Consider the following 17,720-nt stretch of genomic DNA (forward strand, 5'->3'; position numbering starts at 1 on the left):
AAGTCTCCTTTACATCGATTTGCGGCAGATAGCGTCCGCGGCGCGCGTCATCTCCGGTCCGAGATAGGCGCGAAAGCGCGGCTCGGCGGCGAGGCTGCGGAAGTCCGTCATCCGCGACACCCCGCCGCCGGCCACGAACAGGAATTGCTCGGCGATCTCGGCGAGGATATCGAGGTGCCAGCTCGCCGTCGGGTGCATGCAGAGGATGACCAGCCTGCCCTCGTCGCGCAGCTTGCGGAAGAAATCCAGCATGAAGCCGATATAACCGTCCTGCAGGTTGAACTGCGGCTCGTCGAACAGGTGCACGAGCGGCGTCCGGGTCGGCGATGGCGCGAGGAACGCCGAAGGAATCCGCTTGCGAAAGCGCCTGACCTGGTAGGATTGGTGATAATGGATCGCGAGACGATCGCGCTCGCGATACTTGACCCCATGGATATCCGTGCCCGCGACCAACACGCGTCCCGAGGTCGGCGCATTGGAGCCGGTCATCATCTCGAACAGGGTCGTCTTGCCGGCACCGTTCGGCCCGACGACGCCGACGATACCCGGCTCGTCCAGCGCCAGGCTTGCCTGAAGCGTGAACGTCGGACGGCGAACGATGCGGCCCGTCGTATAGACCTTGCTGACATCATCGAGCACGAGCAGCGGTGCGGCCACTTATTGTACTCCCAGCAAGCGCTGCCGAAGGGAACGATCATCGCGCAACACAGCGGCCTCCCCGGTCCAGACGATCCGGCCGCGGTCGATGACCGCGGCATGGTCCGCGACCGACAGCGCGATCTCGGCATTCTGCTCGACGACCAGCGAGGCGATGCCCTCGTCCTTCATCCGCAAAATCGTCGCGAGCACGTCGCCGACGATCTTTGGCGCCAGCCCCTGGCTAGGCTCGTCGAACAGCACAAGCCCGGGCGAGCCGACCAGCGCACGTGCAATGGCCACCATCTGCATTTCGCCGCCCGACAGATTTTCGCAATCCCGCTCCATCAAATATTCGAGCGGCGAGAAGATCGCGCAGGCCTCCTTGACGCTCCATCGACGGAAACGCGTGCCCTTCTGCGCGATCGACAGATTACGCGCCACCGACAGGGTCGGGCACAGCCGCCGGTCATCTGGCACCCAGCCGATACCGGCACGCGCGACCTCATGGGTCGGATCGTGCGTGACGTCGCGCCCGTCGAAACGCACCGCGCCGCGCCGCGGCCTCGTCAGCCCGAGGATCGAACGGAGCATGGTGGTCTTGCCGGCGCCATTGGGCCCGAGCAGTGCAAAGACCTTCGCCTGCTCGATCGCGAGCGAGGCGGCGAACAGCGCCTGGGTCTCGCCGTAGAACGTATCCAACCCGTCGACTTCGAGGATCATGCGAACTTCCCCAGATTGGAGCGCCGGACCCACTCGTTCTGCTGCAATTCGTGCGGCGTGCCGCGCGCCACCACCTGGCCCCAATGAATGACCGAGATGCGGTCGGCGAGCGAGAACAGGAACTCCATGTCGTGTTCGATGGCGACGATGGTGAGCTTGCCTTTGAGGCGAGCGACCAGGCTTGCGAGCCGCTGCACGCCGTCGGAGCCGAGGCCGGATGTCGGCTCGTCCAGGCACAGCACCCGCGGCGCCTGCGCCAGCGCGACGGCGATCTCCAGCGCGCGGCGGTCGCCGTAGGACAGGTCCTTGGCGCGAACATCGCCCTTCTCCGCAAGCCCGACTGTCGCAAGCGCTTCGGAAGCCTGCTCGGCGAACTTGCGATCACCGGCCGCGGCGCGGGCGAAATCGAGACCGCGCGCGCGAAACGCGGGCAAGCCCATCATGACGTTGTCGCGCGCGGAGAATTCGTCGAACAACGTCATGATCTGGAACGAGCGGGCGATGCCCTTGGCGGCGATACGGTGCGGGCTCAAGCCGGTGACATCCTCGCCGCCGAGACGGATCTTGCCACGATTTGGTTTCACCCGGCCGGTGAGGACGTTGAAGAAGGTGGTCTTCCCGGCACCGTTCGGGCCCATCACGCCGTGAAACTCGCCCTCGCCGACCGCGAGGTCGACGCTTTCCAATACGACACGATCGCCGAAGCGGACATGCACACCTGCGGCCTCGACCATGCTCATCGCCCGCTCCCGACCAACAACCGCATCGCGGACGTACCGCGCCGCCTCAAGGCGTCGAGAGAATGCTGCCGCACCAGGGCTGAGAGCGCGCCGGCGATGCCCTCGGGACGGAACAGCACGATCGCCATGAAGAGAAGACCGAAATAGAGCATCCAGGCATTGGTCAGCGCGCCGATCACGTCGCGTGCAGTGAGGAAGAGGACCACACCGATCACCGGGCCCCAGAAGCTGACAAGCCCGCCGCCGACCAGCGTCATCATCACGACGTAGCCGGACTGGTGCAGACTCATCACATCGGGAAACGCGGCAAGCTGCGCCATCGCGAACAGACCGCCGGCAAAGCCTGACAGCGCGGCCGAGAGGGTGAAGACCGACACCTTGTAGAGCCACACATTGTAGCCGAGATGGGCGGCACGGATCTCGCTCTGCCTGATCGCGGCGACGACGCGGCCATAGGGCGAATGCACCAGCCGCCACAAGGCGGCGACGCCAATTGCGAACGCCGCGAGCACGAAATAGTAGAACGCGACATTGTCGGTGAGGTCGAACGACACCAGGCCGAAATCCGCAGGCAGCCGCCTGATCTTGAGCAGGCCATCCTCGCCGCCGGTGATGCCGTGCGACTTGATCGCGAGCGTCCAGAATATCTGGCCGAACGCGATCGTCATGAAGGCGTAGTAGATGCCGCGCCGGTGCGAGATGAAGAGTGCCACCAGCGCGCCGGCGAGGCCGGCCGCGAGCGTCGCCAGGGCAAGGCATATCCAGAGATTGGCGACGATGTCGAACTGGCACAGCCCGAAGGCATAGGCGCCAATGCCGAAATAGGCGCCGTGGCCGAACGACGGCAGGCCGGCGGTGCCGAGCACCAGGTTGAAGGCCAGCGCATAGAGCGACCAGATCAGGATCTCGATTCCGAGATAGGGATAAAGCCCGACCCGCGTGATCCAGAGCGGCACTGTCGCAAGCACCAGCCAGAGCACCAGCATGGACGGCGTGACAAGCCGCGAAGCGTCGGATGAGGTCGTCGAACCCACGATCATATCCCCTAGACCTCGAGCACGCTCTTCTTGCCCCAGAGGCCGCGCGCGCGGAACGTCACGACGGCAACGAGCAGGATGTACATGGACAGCAGCGACCATTCGGACGCGTAGGCTCCGGCGAGGCCGACGCACAGGCCGACCAGCAGGCCGGCGACGACCGCGCCCCAGAAACTTCCGACGCCGCCGAGCACGATCACCAGGAATGCCGGGATGACGGCATCGACGCCCATATGCGGGCGGATGCCCCAGATCGGTGCGACGATGATGCCGGCGATGGCCGCCAGCATGGTGCCGAACACGAACACCAGGAGCCGCAGCCGCGACAGATTGATGCCGAGCGCGCGGACGATCTCGCTATCATGGGCGCCGGCCTTCACGGTCGCACCGAACGAGGTCTTCTCGATCAAGAGCCAGACGAGGCCGATGATCCCGGCCGCGATGCCGGCTGCATAGAAGCGGTAGGTTGACCAGATGAGGTCGCCGAACAGGAAGCCGCCATTGACGGCTGACGGCACCTGCAGCACATAGTCGCGCGTGCCCCAGACCAGGCGGATCAGCTCTTCGATCACCATCGCCGCGCCGAAGGTCAGCAGCAGTCCGTAGAGCGGGTCCTTGCCGTAGGTGCGTCGCATGCAGAACTCGATCAGTATGCCGACCAGGCTCACGATGACGGGCGCGATGACCAGCGTCGCGGCGTAGCGCCAGCCGAGCGGCAGCGCGAGCCACAGCTTTGCAAGCTCGGCCGGCAATGGCGGACGCGGACCGGTGAGTTGCATCGCGACGTAGGCCCCGAGCGCGAACAACGACCCGTGCGCCAGATTGATCTGCTCCATCAGCCCGACGATGAGCATGAAGCCGAGCGCGATCAGCGCGAATAGCAAGCCAAGCGTCAGGCCATTCACAAGGTGAGGAAGGATGTCGAACAAGGCTTAAGTCTCGCAAACTGGCATTCCAGGAGCAGGCTGACGGCGCGACGAGCGCGCCGCCGTTACCGCGATGGGGCGAACCGTCGTCAGGAGTCGACGGTCGGCACTTGCTCGTAGGGCGCGAGCTTGCATTTGCCGGGTGCGGCGTCATCGGCCGCGGATTTCGGCTCGGTCCAGCTGATGATCTCATAGAGATCGGTGTTGTCGGCCGGTTTGGCGTTGCGGCGCGCCAGGTAGATCGTCTGCTGCATCTGATGCGTCATTGGATCCATGTAGGCGTCGAAGTGCTGCATCCGGTCGGTCGCCGAGACCTTGAGATTCTCGAGCTCCTTGATGATCTTGACGTTGTTGGTCGACCCTGCCCGCTCGATCGCGCGGAGCAATTCGCGCGTCGACATGTAGCCGTTGTAGGAGACGTTGCCCGGCACCGGGATCGGGCCATCCTTGTTGGCGGCCTGCCATTTCCTGACGAAGTCGGCGACCCCAGGCAATTGCAGCTTGTGATACCAGGTGGTGCCGAACACGCCGAACAGGCTGTCGGGCGCGCCCCAAACGTCGGGCCAGTCCTGCTGGTTGTTGATCCAGGCCGGCTTGCCGTCGAGCTTGAGCTGCGCCACCTGCTCGCGCAGCGCCTTGATGTCGTCGCCGCCGATCGCGGTCGCGACGACGTCGGGCTTTGCCTGCTGGATCTTGAGCAAATAGGCGGTGAAGTCGCGGGTGTTCTGCGGCACCAGGAGATTGTCGACGATCTTGCCGCCGGCGGCCTCGACCTGCGCCTTGGTCGCGGCGGATGTCGTGTGACCCCAGACATAGTCGTTGGTCAGCAGCATCCAGGTCTTGCCGATGGAGTCGACCGCGTTCTTGACCGATGCCTTGGAGAAATTGGTGCCGTTGCCGTCCCAGACGAATTTCACGCGCGAGCAGTTCTCCCCGGCCTCGCTCGGCGCGGAAGAATTGGTGTTCATGTAGATCACGCCATATTTGCTGGCGACCTGGGTGATGGCGTTGGCGACGCCGGAGTGCAGCGCGCCGATCAGGATGGTGCAGTCCTCGCGCGTGATGAAGCGTTCGGCGACACGGCTGCCGGTCGCCGGCGTGGTCTCGGTATCCGCGGTGATGAAGGTGATTTGGCGCCCGAGCACGCCGCCTTTGGCGTTGAACTCATCGATCGCCATCTTGATGCCGCGGAAATCATCCTGTCCGCTGTTGCCGTATTGCCCGCTGGCATCGCAGGTCAGGCCGAGCTTGATCGGCTTTGCGCCCTGCGCCCACGCGTGATTCTCCTTCCACGGCCCAAAGAAGCTGCCGGTGCCGCCGATGACGCTCGCCATCAAGCTGCCCTTCAAAACGCTTCGCCGTGAGATCTGACGCCCTCTCATCGTTTCCTCCCGTTTTCGAAGTCTTTTGCTTTTTTCTGCGATTAGAATATTCATTCCATTTGCCATGTAAAGTAGAATATTTGGTCCAAACGGTGAAATGCCGTTAAACAGGCGACCGATCCGGAGACCTGAGACGATGAACAAGGCACAGGGAGCCATGAGCTACGACGAGCTGCGCGGCGCCATTGCGCAGCGGCACCGCGCTTTGTCGGGCCGGCTGCAGCAGATCGCGGAGTTCGTGCTCGATCACCCGACGGATGTCGCGCTGGGCACGGTCGCCGAGGTGGCGCAGCGTTCGGGCGTGCCGCCGTCGGCGATCGTCCGCTTCGCCCATGCGCTGGGCTTCGGCGGCTTCACCGAAATGCAACAGGTGTTCCGCTCACGCCTCGTTGCCGGCGTGGCGCCGAGCTACAAGGCGCGGCTCGCCCGGATGAAAAGCGAGGAGAAATCGGTGCTCGGCCGCCAGCCGGCCGCGGTGCTGTCGCGCTTCGTCTCGGAAGCGCAATCGTCGCTGGTCACGCTGAGCCAGTCCGTCCATGCGCGCGAGCTCGACGCCGCGACTGCGATCCTTGCGAAAGCGCGCGACATCTATCTGCTCGGCCTCGGCGGCTCGTTTCCGGTTGCGACCCACCTCGCCTATGTGCTGCGCAAGCTCGGACGGCGCGTCGTCCTGCTCGATGGCACCGGTGGCAGCATCCACGAGCAGTCGCATGCCGCAACCGTGGAGGACGCACTGGTCGCGATCAGCTTCCGGAACTACTACCCGGACACGGCGCGGCTGTTTCCCGAACTGGTTGCGCGCGGCGTCCCCACGATCTCCATCACCGACAGCCTGCTGAGCCCGATCGTCGAGGGAGCACGCGTCGTGTTCGAAATCCAGGACATGCCGGAGCCGGCGCTGCGCACGCTGGTCGCACCGATGTGTCTCGTGCAGGCGATGGCGATCGGCCTCGACCTCGCGGCCGACTAAGTTTCAAAACAGGAGAAGATCATGGTTGCACATGACGCGAGAGTATTGGCAGGCCAAGTCGCGCTGGTGACCGGCGCGGGCCGCGGACTCGGGCGCGCCTTCGCGGAGAAGCTCGCCGCCCTCGGCGCCGATATCGCCGTCCACGGCATGCGCGAGAACGGCCCAGCCGAATATGGCGAGGGCACCACCCTCACCGCCGTCGCCGAAGAGATCGGCCGGCAGTTCAGTGTTCGCACCACGCGGGTGCTTGGCGATCTCACCAAGAGCGAGGACATCGCGCGCGTGATTGCCGAGACGGAAAGCGCGCTCGGCCCGATCGACATCCTCGTGCACAACGCCGGGGGCGACATCGCGGCCGCCGGCGGCAAGCCGGACCCGAACGACGCGGTCCACATCAAGGAGGCTGACGTGCGCGCGGTGCTGGAGCGCAATCTGCTCTCGACCATCCTGACTTGCCAAGCGGTCGCCAAAGGCATGATGGAGCGGCGGCGCGGCCGCATCGTCACGCTCGGCTCGGTCGCCGCTTTCAAGGGACGCACCCAGGGCTCGATCTACGCGGTGGCGAAGGCCGGCGTGACGCATTACACACGATGCCTTGCCGACCAGCTCCGCCCTTACGACATCGCCGTCAACTGCATCGCGCCGGGCGACACCCGCACCGGCCGCTTCCTCGGCACACGGGCGGTGGCTCCTGACAGAATGGTCGAGACCGGCACGCTCGACCGGATCGCGACCGTCGACGAGGTCGCGCGCGTCGTCGAGTTCTTCGCAGGTCCCATGGGAGCGTTCGTCTCAGGCCAGGTGCTGAGGATCGACGGCGGCGGACAGTGCTGGCCGGGCTGAGTGCATCCGGCAAGCCGCCAAAGGAAAAGGGCCGCCGAGAAGCGGCCCTTTGGACATCTGAATGAACCAGGATCACTCCACCCGCGCCAGCACCGCGAGCTTGCGGATGCCCTTGTTGCGGTAGGCGTCGAGGAACGCGTAATAGTCCTTGAACGACACGCAGCCGTTGGAATCGCCGTTCGGTCCGAGCATGTAAGTGTGCGCGAGCAAGCCGTCGCGGCCGTAGATCGCGCTTTCGCCGCCGATCGGGGTCAGACGCAGTGCGGGCACGCCGTGGAACAGCGCCTCGCGCGGCTTCAGCGTGTAGATGTGCGGCGGCGTTACGCCGCGCATGCGGGTGCGCTGCGAGCGCGGATCGTCGAGACTGGAGCCGAGGCCGGAATGCGCCTCGAGCTTGGTGCCATCGGGCAGATAAACCGTCTTGGCGGTGATGTCGTAGACGGCGGTATCGCGCTCATAGGGCGGCGCGCCGCCTAACATCGGGTTCTGCTCCTTCGGCGCGATCGCCGCCGTGATGCTGGCGTCGGCCGAGGCATAGGCCAGGAGCCCACCTGAGGGCTCACGCTTGCCCCAGAGTTTGTCGACCATCGACTGGCGCGGACCGGTGATCGACATCACCGCGGCTTTGGCGCGCTCGGCGATCGACTTCTTGGCTTCGGGCGCCGGCACGATCTGGGCCGGATCGGCCGACGCAAGCTGGATCTGCGCATCCGGCGCACGCTTGGCCTTGTCCGCGGTCTTGTCGGTCGTCTTTTCAGCAAGTTTGGCCGCGGCCGCCGGCTTCAGCGCTTCCGCCACCTTGGCGATCACGCTTTGCTTCGGCGGGTCTTTCACCACCGCAACCTGTGTCGCCGGCGCCGCGCTGGCCGCGTTCGAGGCCACGCCTTGCGTCGCAGCTGCGGCAAAGCGCTCGTTGAACATCTCGCGCGAGATCGGGGCTGCGACCTGCAACCGGTCCGGCAGCAGCGCAAAAGCTTCCTTGATGGCGTCGCCGGCCTCGCGCAGCGCCACCTTGGGCGCACGCTTCACCACCGGCTCGTCGTAGCCGATGCTGCCGACGGTGGGATAGACGCTCGCGCCCAGGACGTTGTTGTAGATGGTCCAGCCGGCGCCCATCACGACGCAGCCGATCGCCGCGGCGCCGAGCCAATTGGTCGTGGTCATTTTCCGGGAAGATTTCCGCGAGTGGCTTTGCGAGAAATTTTTCGACTTCCGTGCCGCGTTACTCTGCGCAGCGATACTCGTACTCATACGCCTTGCGTCCAGGACGGTGTCACTCAGTCCCCCTTCAAAGTGCCGCTGGTCACGATCCGGCAACAGCATCTCGCAGAGGGTCGGAGCGTCATTAAGGCGACTTTTAGTTAAATGCGGATTAAGTTCGGGCGGATCTAGGGCGGCTCGTTAACGCTGTCTCATTCTGAGAAAAAAGCCCGCAGAACTACGGACTTAGGCGCGTCTGTTAACCATAACTCTCGGCCGGATTTGGCGCATTCAGCGGACCTCTTCGGCCGCCTCTCTAGACCCACCAACCGAGTCCTTTTCGTGGCTTCAATGCCCCGCACAATAACTGGGAAGCATTGCGCGAGGCTGGTGCGCGATGCGCCCCCTCCACGTCACGCGGTGCAGCCCTGACCGAAAGTTGATCGCGCTGGGCTGGAAAATGCCGCGGCCAGGAAATAGCTGCGAGACCGGCACTTTTCAGCAGCCTCTGCGTGTGATACGGTACCGTATCAACATCGCCTTGAACTGTGCCAAGCACGCAAAGGGAGGCTGGCATGAGTTGTGGGTTCGCGCGCGCCCGGTTTTTCGCCCTGGCGGGGTGGTTTTTGTTGATCGGCTCCGCACATGCGCAGCCTGCTCCCAATGCGGGCTGCACGGCATCGCCATCCACCGCAGGCACGCAGATTTGGCGCTGCGACAACGGCATCACGATCGTCGCGGAAAACGGCGCCAGATTTGAACTAAAGGACGCCAACCGCGACGGACATATAGACTCCGTCGAGTTGAGCAGCAGAGCGCTGCTGGTCGAAGTGCCCAAAAAGCCCGGCGGCAATCCCTTCAAGGTGCTGACGCCGCAGGCGATCGCCGCGGTGCGCGGCACCCGATGGGCCGTCGATGTTGCCGAGGCCAAGACCTCCGTCTTCGTCGCTGACGGCCGTGTCGGCGTCAGCCGCAGGAGCCGTGGACGCGGCGTCGTTCTGGGCCCCGGCGAAGGCGTCGACGTGGAAGCGACCGGCCCGTTGACCGTCAAGACATGGGGCCAGCCGCGCGTCGACGCACTGATGAGACGGCTCGGCCAATGAGGCTTGGTCAATAGGGCTTGGTCAACAAGGCTTGTTCAACAAGGCTTGGTCAACAAGATTTGGCCGATAGGACTTAGAACAAAGAAGATTGCAGTACGTGGTGACGAGACGCGTTCAGATCCTGGTGGCCCTTGCCCTCACCGCGCTGTGGGGTGCGGACATCTATGCTGCGCACGCCTACGGCCATCTGCGCTTTCTCGACCGCCTCGAGGCAACATTGACCGACTGGCGGACCCAGGTCCGCGGCGTGCAGCGGCCGCCCGATCTCGTCACCATCGTTGCGATCGACGACACCGTGGTGAAGCGCGGCGGCAGCTATCCGCTGCCGCGTGCCGATCTCGCCCGTGTCGTCGACACCATCGTGTCGTTCAAGCCGAAGGTCGTCGCGATCGATCTCCTGCTCGTCGATCGCAGCGCCGCGATCGGCGACGCCACGCTGGCCAACACGCTTGCCACCGGCCCCATGGTGCTCGCCGCCGCCGCGATCTTTCCCAGCGACAGCGAAACCGTGGAGCCGAGCAGCCAGGGCCCCCTCGCCGTGCTGCCGCAGGCCGAACGCTTCCTGCTGCCGCTGCCGGCGTTCGCCGACCACGCCGAGGTCGGCGTCGTCAACGTCGCGACGGGACAGTCGGGCTCGCCGCTCTCGGTGCCGATGCTGTTCCGGACGCACGACAAGGTCGAGCTGTCGTTCCCCCTGCGCATCGCCAGCCGCGCGCTCGACAAGCCGCTGACGATCGCGCCGGATCAACTCATGCTCGGTGAGCGCGCGGTGCCGACCGACACCGATTTCGCGCTGCCGATCACCTATTACGGTCCGCGGCGCACCATCCGCACCGTCAGCGCGCAGAGCATCTTCGACGGCACGCTCGATCGCGCGGCGATCGAGAACCGGATCGTTGTGATCGGTGCCTCGGTCGCCGGCGGCGGCGACTTCTATCCCACGCCGTTCGATTCCCTGATGCCCGGCGTCGAGGTGGTTTCGACTGCGATCACGCATCTGGTTGCCGGCGACGGCATCGTGCGCGACCGCAGGGTTCGTATCGCCGACGCGCTCGTGGCGATCCTGTTGCCGATGCTGCTGGTCGGCCTGCTGGCCTGGCGGCGCAGCGCGCCCGGCATCGTGGCGGCGGCCGCTTTGATGATCGCCTGGGCCGGCCTCAACGCGGTCGCGTTCACATATGGCGTCTGGCTGAATGCCGCAACCACGCTCGCCGCAGCCGTGCCTCCGGTTGCGATCTTTGCCGGCGTGCAGCTCTGGGCCGGAGGCCGCCGCACGCAATATCTTGCCGCCAAGAGCAGATCGCTCGCCCAGTTCCAGGCACCTGCGGTGCAGGAATGGCTGGCCCGCGATCCCAATTTCCTGTCAAAACCCGTCCGGCAGAACGCAGCCGTGGTCTTCATCGATCTCTCCGGCTTCACGGCCTTGAGCGAGCGGACCGATCCGGACGCGATCCAGGAGATCCTGAAGGCGTTTCACGCGCTGATCGACAGGACCGCAGTCGATTGCGGCGGCACGATCACCGGCTTTCTCGGTGACGGCGCCATGATCCTGTTCGGGCTTCCGGCCACGATGCCCGATGATTCCGCGCGTGCACTGAAATGTGCCATCGACCTGCATCGCAGCGTCGAGCGCTGGATCGGCTCGCTACCGCCAGCCATCGGCGACCGGCTCGGCTTCAAGATCGGCGCGCATTTCGGCGAGATCGTCGCCTCGCGTCTCGGCGGAAGTCACCAGCACATCACCGCGACAGGCGATACCGTCAACGTCGCGAGCCGGCTGATGGAAGTGGCCGTCCAGAACGGCGCGCGGCTCGCGCTGAGCGATACGCTGCTGGATGCCGCCGACTTCCACGGGGCTCCCGACGGCGTTCTGTCAGGCCCCCTGCTCGCGCAGGTTCGGGGCCGCTCAGGCATCGTAACCGTGTGGTTCTGGCGTGATCAGGACAGGCCGGGCCAGGCTGCGGCCAAGGCCGAGATGATCGACTGAGGTGCTTACCTCGCTTCCGGCGGCGGCGAGCGGTCGAGCACGTCGCCCTTGGCGCCTTCGAGCAAATCGATGCCGTAGGTCTCGACCACGAGCGGCCCGCGCTTGCGCTGCAATTGCGCGACCTGCGTGACCTTCGCGAAGAGATCGTTGAGGACGGGGTGACCGCCCCCACGCAGCTCGTCGACATAGAGCAGCTTGCCGGCAAGCAGCTTCGGATCGGGCTCGCCCATGTTAACCCAGCGGATGCGCTGGGTCCGCTGCAGCACGCAGGTGCCACGCGGCAAATAGAAGGCGAGCCAGCCCGTGGTGCCGTAGTCCTGCGCGAGGACGCAGGTCGCGCCATGGCGCGCGCGCTCGGCTTCGATCCCGGCAGCGAGCTCGCGCCAGCCGACGCCGACGCTGCGCACGGTGGCATCGCGGCGATAGCCGGACAGCCAGCCGGTGTTGGCCTGCACGATCAGCGCGGCAAACATCACGATGCCGGCGGGCGCGGCCCAGCGCAGGCAGAAATCGACGAGGCGCCGCGCACGCGGCCCCCACGGCGCGAGGCTGGCGGCGGCCGCGGCGACAACGAAGGGCGGATAGACCGGCGCGAACCAGTTGGCCTCGACGCGGGCATGCAGCGAATGCCAGACGAAATAGGCAACAATGGTCCAGAACATCGCCGCGATCAGCACGCGCGAGGCCAGCGCGCCGACGCGCTGCCAGGTCAGTGCGTGCAATCCAATTGCGCCGAGGATGAAGACCAGCGGGGTTGCGAACGCGATCTGGGTCGGGATCAGCTCGGCAATGAAGACCGGACGAAAGTCCTCGATCTTGGCGCGGCCGAGCTGCTTTGCGAACGAGACCCATTGATGGTCCGCATTCCAGAGGATCACGGGCGCGAACAGCGCGAGCGCAACGAGGCCGCCGAGATAGGGCCATGGCGAGAGAAACCAGCGCCTGAGTTCCGGCACGGAAGCGAGCCAGATCAGGATCGCAGCGCCAAAGAACATCGCGGTGTATTTCGACAGCAGCGCCGCACCGACCGCTGCGCCGACCGCGAGCCACCAGACGCCGCGGCCGGTCTCCAGCACCTTGGCGAGGAAAAACAGCACGAAGCTGGAGGCGACCAGCAGCGGCGCGTCGGGCGTCACGATCAACGTGCCGACGGAAGCCAGCAGCGTCACATTGAGCAGGACGGCGCTGGTCGCAGCAATCCGCACCCCGCCGAACAGGATCGCCGCGGAGCGGTAGATCGCATAGCTCATCGGCAGCGCGAGCAGGATCGAGACGAGGCGGACGCCGAGCTCGGTATCGCCCGCGATCATGGTGCCGGCGCGGATGACGTAGGCGACCATCGGCGGGTGATCGTAATAACCTCCCGCGAGGTTCTTCGACCACATCCAGTAATAGGCTTCGTCGAAGGTGATCGGCGTGAACGCGGCCGCGACGAGCCGTAAGCCGACCAGCGCCAGAATCAGCAGCGCGGTGTTGCGGACGATCCGCGCGTCAGTGTCGGCCATCTCGCGCTATTTCTTGCGCCAGACGAACAGGCCTGACATCGCGTAGTTCCACACCACGCCCATCAGCGCACCGGCCATGCCGGCCAGCCACCAGATCGGCTCCTGGTCGTACACCGAGAACGCGACGCCGACATTGGCGAGCAGACCGACGCTGCACACGATGTAGAAGGCGATCAGGCCGCGCAGCAGCGCAAAACCCTTCAGCCGCTGGTCGCGATAGGTGAGGAAGTTGTTGAGGATGAAATTGCTGGTCATGGCGACGATGGCGCCGGCGGCCTGCGCCTCCGCGAACGGCGCCTTGAACAGCTGAAGTCCGATGAACAGCGTGGTGAGGTGCACCACGAGGCCGATGCCGCCGACCATCGCGAACAGGATGAAACGCAGCGAGACGATGTCGTTGCTCAGCTTGGCGAGCACGAGACCGAGGAAATCGAGCGCGACCATGGAATCGAGCTTGCTCTCGCCGTGCTGGCGGGCGCCGAACGTGTAGGGAATCTCGACCGCCCGCAAGGTGCCATGCGCGGTCGCGACGACGTCGAGCAGGATCTTGAAGCCGTGCACCGACAATTTCGGCGCGATCTGCTCGAACCGGTCGCGGCGGATCATGAAGAAGCCGCTCATGGGATCGGCGATCTCGACCCGGAGCATCTTCCTGGCGACTTCGGTCGCCAGCGCGCTGGCGCCGGCGCGCTGCTTGTTGAAGCCTTCGCTCTTGTAGCCCTCGATGTAGCGGCTGCCGACCACGAGGTCGGCCTGGTCGCTCGCGAGCAGCAACAGCATCTTCGGCAGCTGGGTCTCGTCGTGCTGGAGGTCGGCATCGATCACGGCGACAAAGGGCGCACTGGAGGCGAGGATACCCTCGATGCAGGCGCCCGACAGGCCGCGGCGGCCGATGCGGCGAACACAGCGCACGCGGCTGTCCTGTTGCGCCAGCGCGCGCACGACGTCCCAGGTGCCGTCGGGCGAATTGTCGTCGACGAACACGACCTCCCAGGCGACGTTGGCGAGCGTCGCCTCCAGGCGCCGATACAGCACCGTGACGTTGTCGCGTTCGTTGAAGGTCGGGACGATGACCGACAGTTCCGGGCCCTCTTGGGCCTGCTGCGGAACGTCGGAGCCCGGTCTGATCGCTTCATTCATGACGGCAGCGTATATCTGCCGCATCCTGCGCTGCCAAGCCGGGAGGTCTGTGGGAAACGCCCCAAAAAAGGGCCCTAAAATGCCAACGACCCCGGAACGGCGGGCCGCGCGTACATCCGGCGCGAGCCCAAGCTATTCCAAGGTCGTCCCAGCGCCGGAGTTTTCGCTCAACGTCGCCGTTAAAGGCTAGATAGGAACGACAGGACCGCTTCGCAAGGGGCCGGAAACCTGAATTCTTGTGCCTTATTGGTTGGGCACTTCCCGGATGATCGGGCCCCGCGGCGCCGGCGCGGCGGGGGCTACGGGTGCCGCAGCCGGAGCCGGCTCGACCTTTGCCGGCTTGGGCGGCTTGCCATACTGGCCGATCGGCCCGAACACGACGGCAACTGCAAGCACGATCGCGGCAACGATCGCGCCCAAAATGCCCCCCACCGACTCAGACGCCATGGAAACCCATCCCTGTTCCAGATGCGTCCTGTGATACCACGGATGCGCGCGGCGCCGGAAGGGCCACGCCCCTACTTCGCCGGCGGCCTGTGCTTGACGAAGGCCGTCACGATGTCCTTCTGCGCGGATTCCACCGCCCTGTTCGCGGTGGCGAGATGGGCGCCGGCATCGATATCGGGATACTGCGTGATGAGATAGTCGAGCAGCGCCACCCGGTAATATTGCCGCTCCGACGGACAGGCGCCCGCGACCGAACGGCCAAAATCCTGTTCCGTCATTCCTTGATTGCTGTCGCGCGAATATTCCCGCGCCAGGCAATGCCAGTAATCGTCGCGGCCCTGCTGGGCGAGCTTCCGCGCGCCCTTGGCATCGTCGTCATCCGCCATGACCGAGGACATCATGGCAGCAGATGTCATCATGACGAGCGCCGCTCCCAGCATTGGCATCCGCATCTTGTTCTCCCTTGTCGCAGATCGCATCGCCGAGGTTAGACGGGAGGCGAGAACTGGCCAATCACATCTCGTTTGACTAGGATGACGTCTTCCCTCCCCGTCGATGCGAGATCCTCCGTGGCCAAAGCAAAAACCGCGTCCAAAAAATCCGGCAACATCTTCATCGGCATCGGCGGCTGGACCTTCGAGCCCTGGCGCGGCGTGTTCTATCCGGAGAAACTCACGCAGGCGAAGGAGCTGTCCTACGCGGCCTCGAAGCTGACCTCGATCGAGATCAACGGCACGTATTACGGCTCGCAGAAGCCGGAGAGCTTTCGCAAATGGGCAAGCGAGGTGCCCGACGGTTTCGTGTTCTCTGTGAAGGGACCACGCTTCGCCACCAATCGCCGCGTGCTGGCGGAGGCCGGCGATTCCATCAAGCGGTTCTATGATTCCGGCGTGCTGGAACTCGGCGATCATCTCGGGCCGGTGCTGTGGCAGTTCGCGCCGACCAAGAAATTCGACGGCGCCGATTTCGGCAAGTTCCTCGAGCTGTTGCCACGCAAGCTCGACGGGCGCGCACTGCGCCACGTCGTCGAGGTCCGCCACGACAGTTTCTGCACGCCGGATTTCGTGACGCTGATCCGCGAGTTCGAGACGCCTGTCGTGTTCGCCGAGCACGGCAAATATCCCGCGATTGCCGACGTTGCCGGCGATTTCGTCTATGCCCGGCTTCAGAAAGGCAATGACGAGATCAAGACCTGCTACCCGCCAAAGCAGCTCGACGCCTGGGCCGAGCGCTTTCAAGCCTGGGCTTCGGGCGGTGAACCGGACGACCTGCCGAAAGTCGACAAGGCCAAGCCGAAGAAGGAGCCGCGCGACGTGTTCGCCTATGTCATCCACGAGGGCAAGGTGCGCGCACCGGCCGGCGCCATGGAACTGATCGCGCGGGTGAGTTGAGGTGATCCATGGCAAAGGCGAAAAAGCTGTTCACCATCGGCTATGAGCAGACGCCGCCCAAGGCGGTGCTGGACGAACTGGAGCAGGCCGGCGTCAAGCTCGTGGTCGACGTGCGTGCGGTGACGTCGTCGCGCCGCCCGGGCTTCTCCAAGAAGCAGTTGTCGGCCGGGCTCGACGAACGCGGCATCGCCTATGTCCACCTCGCCGCCCTCGGCACGCCGAAGGAAGGCCGCCTCGCCGCGCGCAGCGGACAGTACGACGTGCTCGAGAAGATCTTCTCGAAGCACCTGAAGGCGCCCGAGGCCAAGGAAGCGATGGACGAGCTCTCGGCACTGGTGAAGAAGGCCGGACCCGTGTGCCTGCTCTGCTACGAGCGCGACCACACCCATTGCCACCGCCAGATGATCGCGGAGATGATCGAGGAGCGCGATGGGGTGACGGTGAAGAATTTGGCGGGGCGGCAGGTGTAGTTGCCGCCGTCATTCCGGGGCGCGCCTCTTGGCGCGAACCCGGAATGACGGTTAAGCCGCCCCCGCGAGCCGAAACGTCCCTTCCATCATCTGCACGCAGCTGCCGCCGACATGGGCGGAGACGATCTTGCCGTCCTGCTTGCGCACGCGCGTCAGCAGGATGCTCGGACGGCCCATGTCAAAACCCTGGCCGACGGTGAGCTTGAGCTCGCCTTCCCGCGCGGGGTCGAGGTCGGCGAACAGCGCGGCCGCGGCGACCGTCGCGCTACCGGTTGCTGGGTCCTCGGCGAGGCCGCTGGCGCCCCGCATGAACATTCGCGCCTGGCGTTCGGTAAGCGCCTCCGACGCGGCCACGTCGCGCGTATAGAACCACACCGAGCGGGCGTCGTCGCGCGGCAAGAACCTGCCGAACGCGGCCGCATCTGGCCTCGCTCGCTTGAGGGCGTCGCGCGAATGCACCTCCGCCACCAGGAACGGTGTTCCGACGCCGACGACTTGCGGCACATGGTGATCGGTCCGGATGTCATCGGCGCTCAACGAAAGGCAGGCTGCAACGTCAGCGGCGGAAACCTCCGCCAGCCGCGACAGCGGCTGCGGGGCAGTGAGCTCGGTGCTGATGACCCTGCCCTGCTCGCGAAAAATGTCGACCGGCACGATGCCCGCGATCTCCTCGAACAGCAGACGCGGCTTCGGCTCCTTGGCGAGACTCGCCAGCACGAAGGAAGTGCCGACATTGGGATGGCCCGCGAACGGCATCTCCCTTACAGGCGTGAAAATGCGCACCTCCGCATCATTGGCCTTGTCGCGCGGCGGCAGCACGAAGGTGGTCTCGGAATAGTTGAACTCGGTGGCGATCGCCTGCATCTGCGCCGTCGTGAGCCCGCCGGCATCAAGCACAACGGCAAGCTGGTTGCCGCCGAAGGCGCGATCGGTGAACACGTCGACGGTGATGTAGCGGCGCTGCATCGTCACTTCCCCATGCAAAAGGCGGCCGCAACCGGCCGCATCGCCGGCAGTCTACAAGCCGAAAACATCGCCCGTCATGCCCCAAAATTCGGAGCAATCGGAGCAATTGCGATGACGCGTTGGAAGACGACGCTACAGAGATACGCAACGCCGGGCCGGCAAGCTTTGCGCCGGCCCGGCACCGTGTACGCGTCAGTACGTTGTCATCGTGTTCGGCAGGCACGGCGGCTGCGTGTACGGCGCAGAGACATACG

The 17,720-nt window shown here is 65.2% G+C and carries 18 protein-coding genes; 6 read left to right on the forward strand and 12 right to left on the reverse strand.

From position 1 onward, the window contains the following. Window positions 1–9: 9 nt before the first annotated feature. The 6 genes from XH83_RS23275 to XH83_RS23300 form a co-directional block, all read right to left on the reverse strand. Window positions 10–657: an ATP-binding cassette domain-containing protein gene (locus tag XH83_RS23275; protein WP_194403059.1), complete on the reverse strand. Its 648-nt coding sequence runs from the start codon at window positions 655–657 to the stop codon at window positions 10–12. After that, window positions 658–1,359: an ABC transporter ATP-binding protein gene (locus XH83_RS23280; RefSeq protein WP_194403060.1), complete on the reverse strand. Its 702-nt coding sequence runs from the start codon at window positions 1,357–1,359 to the stop codon at window positions 658–660. Next, window positions 1,356–2,099, reverse strand: a complete 744-nt coding sequence (locus XH83_RS23285) for an ABC transporter ATP-binding protein (RefSeq protein WP_194403061.1) — start codon at window positions 2,097–2,099, stop codon at window positions 1,356–1,358. The genes XH83_RS23280 and XH83_RS23285 overlap by 4 nt, the downstream gene beginning before the upstream one ends. After that, window positions 2,096–3,139 carry a branched-chain amino acid ABC transporter permease gene (locus XH83_RS23290; protein WP_194403062.1) on the reverse strand — a complete coding sequence of 348 codons (1,044 nt, stop codon included), beginning with the start codon at window positions 3,137–3,139 and terminating at the stop codon, window positions 2,096–2,098. The genes XH83_RS23285 and XH83_RS23290 overlap by 4 nt, the downstream gene beginning before the upstream one ends. Before the next feature lie 5 nt (window positions 3,140–3,144). Continuing rightward, window positions 3,145–4,065, reverse strand: a complete 921-nt coding sequence (locus XH83_RS23295) for a branched-chain amino acid ABC transporter permease (protein ID WP_194403063.1) — start codon at window positions 4,063–4,065, stop codon at window positions 3,145–3,147. 86 nt (window positions 4,066–4,151) lie between these two features. After that, window positions 4,152–5,396, reverse strand: a complete 1,245-nt coding sequence (locus XH83_RS23300; RefSeq protein WP_194403064.1) for an ABC transporter substrate-binding protein — start codon at window positions 5,394–5,396, stop codon at window positions 4,152–4,154. Between the two features lie 184 nt (window positions 5,397–5,580). Here XH83_RS23300 and XH83_RS23305 point away from each other — a divergent pair, with 184 nt between their 5' ends. Together XH83_RS23305 and XH83_RS23310 are read left to right on the forward strand one after the other, a co-directional pair. Beyond that, window positions 5,581–6,414, forward strand: coding sequence for a MurR/RpiR family transcriptional regulator (locus XH83_RS23305; RefSeq protein WP_194403065.1), 834 nt, complete (start codon window positions 5,581–5,583; stop codon window positions 6,412–6,414). Window positions 6,415–6,435: 21 nt separating this feature from the next. Beyond that, window positions 6,436–7,257: an SDR family NAD(P)-dependent oxidoreductase gene (locus XH83_RS23310; RefSeq protein ID WP_194403066.1), complete on the forward strand. Its 822-nt coding sequence runs from the start codon at window positions 6,436–6,438 to the stop codon at window positions 7,255–7,257. A gap of 72 nt (window positions 7,258–7,329) precedes the next feature. Here the strand turns inward: XH83_RS23310 and XH83_RS23315 are convergent, their stop codons facing one another. Beyond that, the gene (locus tag XH83_RS23315) at window positions 7,330–8,421 is read right to left on the reverse strand and encodes a DUF2778 domain-containing protein (protein ID WP_194403067.1); all 1,092 of its coding nucleotides are present in this window, start codon (window positions 8,419–8,421) and stop codon (window positions 7,330–7,332) included. Between the two features lie 611 nt (window positions 8,422–9,032). Here XH83_RS23315 and XH83_RS23320 point away from each other — a divergent pair. Then, window positions 9,033–9,560 (forward strand): FecR domain-containing protein, encoded by a 528-nt coding sequence (locus XH83_RS23320; RefSeq protein ID WP_194403068.1) that lies wholly within the window; start codon window positions 9,033–9,035, stop codon window positions 9,558–9,560. A 100-nt stretch (window positions 9,561–9,660) separates the two neighbouring features. Beyond that, entirely contained in the window at window positions 9,661–11,547 is a 1,887-nt protein-coding gene (locus XH83_RS23325) for a CHASE2 domain-containing protein (RefSeq protein ID WP_194403069.1), read from the forward strand. Window positions 11,548–11,552: 5 nt separating this feature from the next. Here the strand turns inward: XH83_RS23325 and XH83_RS23330 are convergent, their stop codons facing one another. From XH83_RS23330 to XH83_RS23345, 4 genes are all read right to left on the reverse strand, one after another. Continuing rightward, window positions 11,553–13,052, reverse strand: a complete 1,500-nt coding sequence (locus XH83_RS23330) for a glycosyltransferase family 39 protein (protein WP_194403070.1) — start codon at window positions 13,050–13,052, stop codon at window positions 11,553–11,555. A gap of 6 nt (window positions 13,053–13,058) precedes the next feature. Continuing rightward, window positions 13,059–14,192, reverse strand: a complete 1,134-nt coding sequence (locus tag XH83_RS23335) for a glycosyltransferase family 2 protein (protein ID WP_194403071.1) — start codon at window positions 14,190–14,192, stop codon at window positions 13,059–13,061. A gap of 243 nt (window positions 14,193–14,435) precedes the next feature. After that, complete coding sequence (locus tag XH83_RS23340; protein ID WP_194403072.1) at window positions 14,436–14,639, reverse strand: hypothetical protein; 204 nt, start codon at window positions 14,637–14,639, stop codon at window positions 14,436–14,438. A 71-nt stretch (window positions 14,640–14,710) separates the two neighbouring features. Continuing rightward, on the reverse strand, window positions 14,711–15,091 hold the full coding sequence (locus XH83_RS23345; RefSeq protein WP_194403073.1) for a hypothetical protein: 381 nt from the start codon (window positions 15,089–15,091) through the stop codon (window positions 14,711–14,713). 117 nt (window positions 15,092–15,208) lie between these two features. Here XH83_RS23345 and XH83_RS23350 point away from each other — a divergent pair, with 117 nt between their 5' ends. Both XH83_RS23350 and XH83_RS23355 read left to right on the forward strand, forming a co-directional pair. Beyond that, window positions 15,209–16,030, forward strand: a complete 822-nt coding sequence (locus XH83_RS23350) for a DUF72 domain-containing protein (RefSeq protein ID WP_194403074.1) — start codon at window positions 15,209–15,211, stop codon at window positions 16,028–16,030. 8 nt (window positions 16,031–16,038) lie between these two features. Beyond that, window positions 16,039–16,500, forward strand: a complete 462-nt coding sequence (locus tag XH83_RS23355; RefSeq protein WP_194403075.1) for a DUF488 family protein — start codon at window positions 16,039–16,041, stop codon at window positions 16,498–16,500. Window positions 16,501–16,551: 51 nt separating this feature from the next. On the opposite strand, the gene XH83_RS23360 is transcribed toward XH83_RS23355, so the two are convergent. Then, entirely contained in the window at window positions 16,552–17,466 is a 915-nt protein-coding gene (locus tag XH83_RS23360; RefSeq protein WP_194403076.1) for a PhzF family phenazine biosynthesis protein, read from the reverse strand. Between the last annotated feature and the right edge of the window lie 254 nt (window positions 17,467–17,720).

It is taken from the genome of Bradyrhizobium sp. CCBAU 53351 (genome assembly GCF_015291745.1).
GTDB lineage: Bacteria > Pseudomonadota > Alphaproteobacteria > Rhizobiales > Xanthobacteraceae > Bradyrhizobium.

What these genes read in the sequence shown, in the direction of transcription:
- XH83_RS23280 (WP_194403060.1), bottom strand. Translation starts at nt 1,359, where the DNA reads ATGATCCTCGAAGTCGACGGGTTGGATACGTTCTACGGCGAGACCCAG.
- XH83_RS23285 (WP_194403061.1), bottom strand. Translation starts at nt 2,099, where the DNA reads ATGAGCATGGTCGAGGCCGCAGGTGTGCATGTCCGCTTCGGCGATCGT.
- XH83_RS23290 (WP_194403062.1), bottom strand. Translation starts at nt 3,139, where the DNA reads ATGATCGTGGGTTCGACGACCTCATCCGACGCTTCGCGGCTTGTCACG.
- XH83_RS23300 (WP_194403064.1), bottom strand. Translation starts at nt 5,396, where the DNA reads ATGGCGAGCGTCATCGGCGGCACCGGCAGCTTCTTTGGGCCGTGGAAG.
- XH83_RS23305 (WP_194403065.1), top strand. Translation starts at nt 5,581, where the DNA reads ATGAACAAGGCACAGGGAGCCATGAGCTACGACGAGCTGCGCGGCGCC.
- XH83_RS23310 (WP_194403066.1), top strand. Translation starts at nt 6,436, where the DNA reads ATGGTTGCACATGACGCGAGAGTATTGGCAGGCCAAGTCGCGCTGGTG.
- XH83_RS23315 (WP_194403067.1), bottom strand. Translation starts at nt 8,421, where the DNA reads ATGACCACGACCAATTGGCTCGGCGCCGCGGCGATCGGCTGCGTCGTG.
- XH83_RS23320 (WP_194403068.1), top strand. Translation starts at nt 9,033, where the DNA reads ATGAGTTGTGGGTTCGCGCGCGCCCGGTTTTTCGCCCTGGCGGGGTGG.
- XH83_RS23330 (WP_194403070.1), bottom strand. Translation starts at nt 13,052, where the DNA reads ATGGCCGACACTGACGCGCGGATCGTCCGCAACACCGCGCTGCTGATT.
- XH83_RS23335 (WP_194403071.1), bottom strand. Translation starts at nt 14,192, where the DNA reads ATGAATGAAGCGATCAGACCGGGCTCCGACGTTCCGCAGCAGGCCCAA.
- XH83_RS23340 (WP_194403072.1), bottom strand. Translation starts at nt 14,639, where the DNA reads ATGGCGTCTGAGTCGGTGGGGGGCATTTTGGGCGCGATCGTTGCCGCG.
- XH83_RS23345 (WP_194403073.1), bottom strand. Translation starts at nt 15,091, where the DNA reads ATGCGGATGCCAATGCTGGGAGCGGCGCTCGTCATGATGACATCTGCT.
- XH83_RS23355 (WP_194403075.1), top strand. Translation starts at nt 16,039, where the DNA reads ATGGCAAAGGCGAAAAAGCTGTTCACCATCGGCTATGAGCAGACGCCG.
- XH83_RS23360 (WP_194403076.1), bottom strand. Translation starts at nt 17,466, where the DNA reads ATGCAGCGCCGCTACATCACCGTCGACGTGTTCACCGATCGCGCCTTC.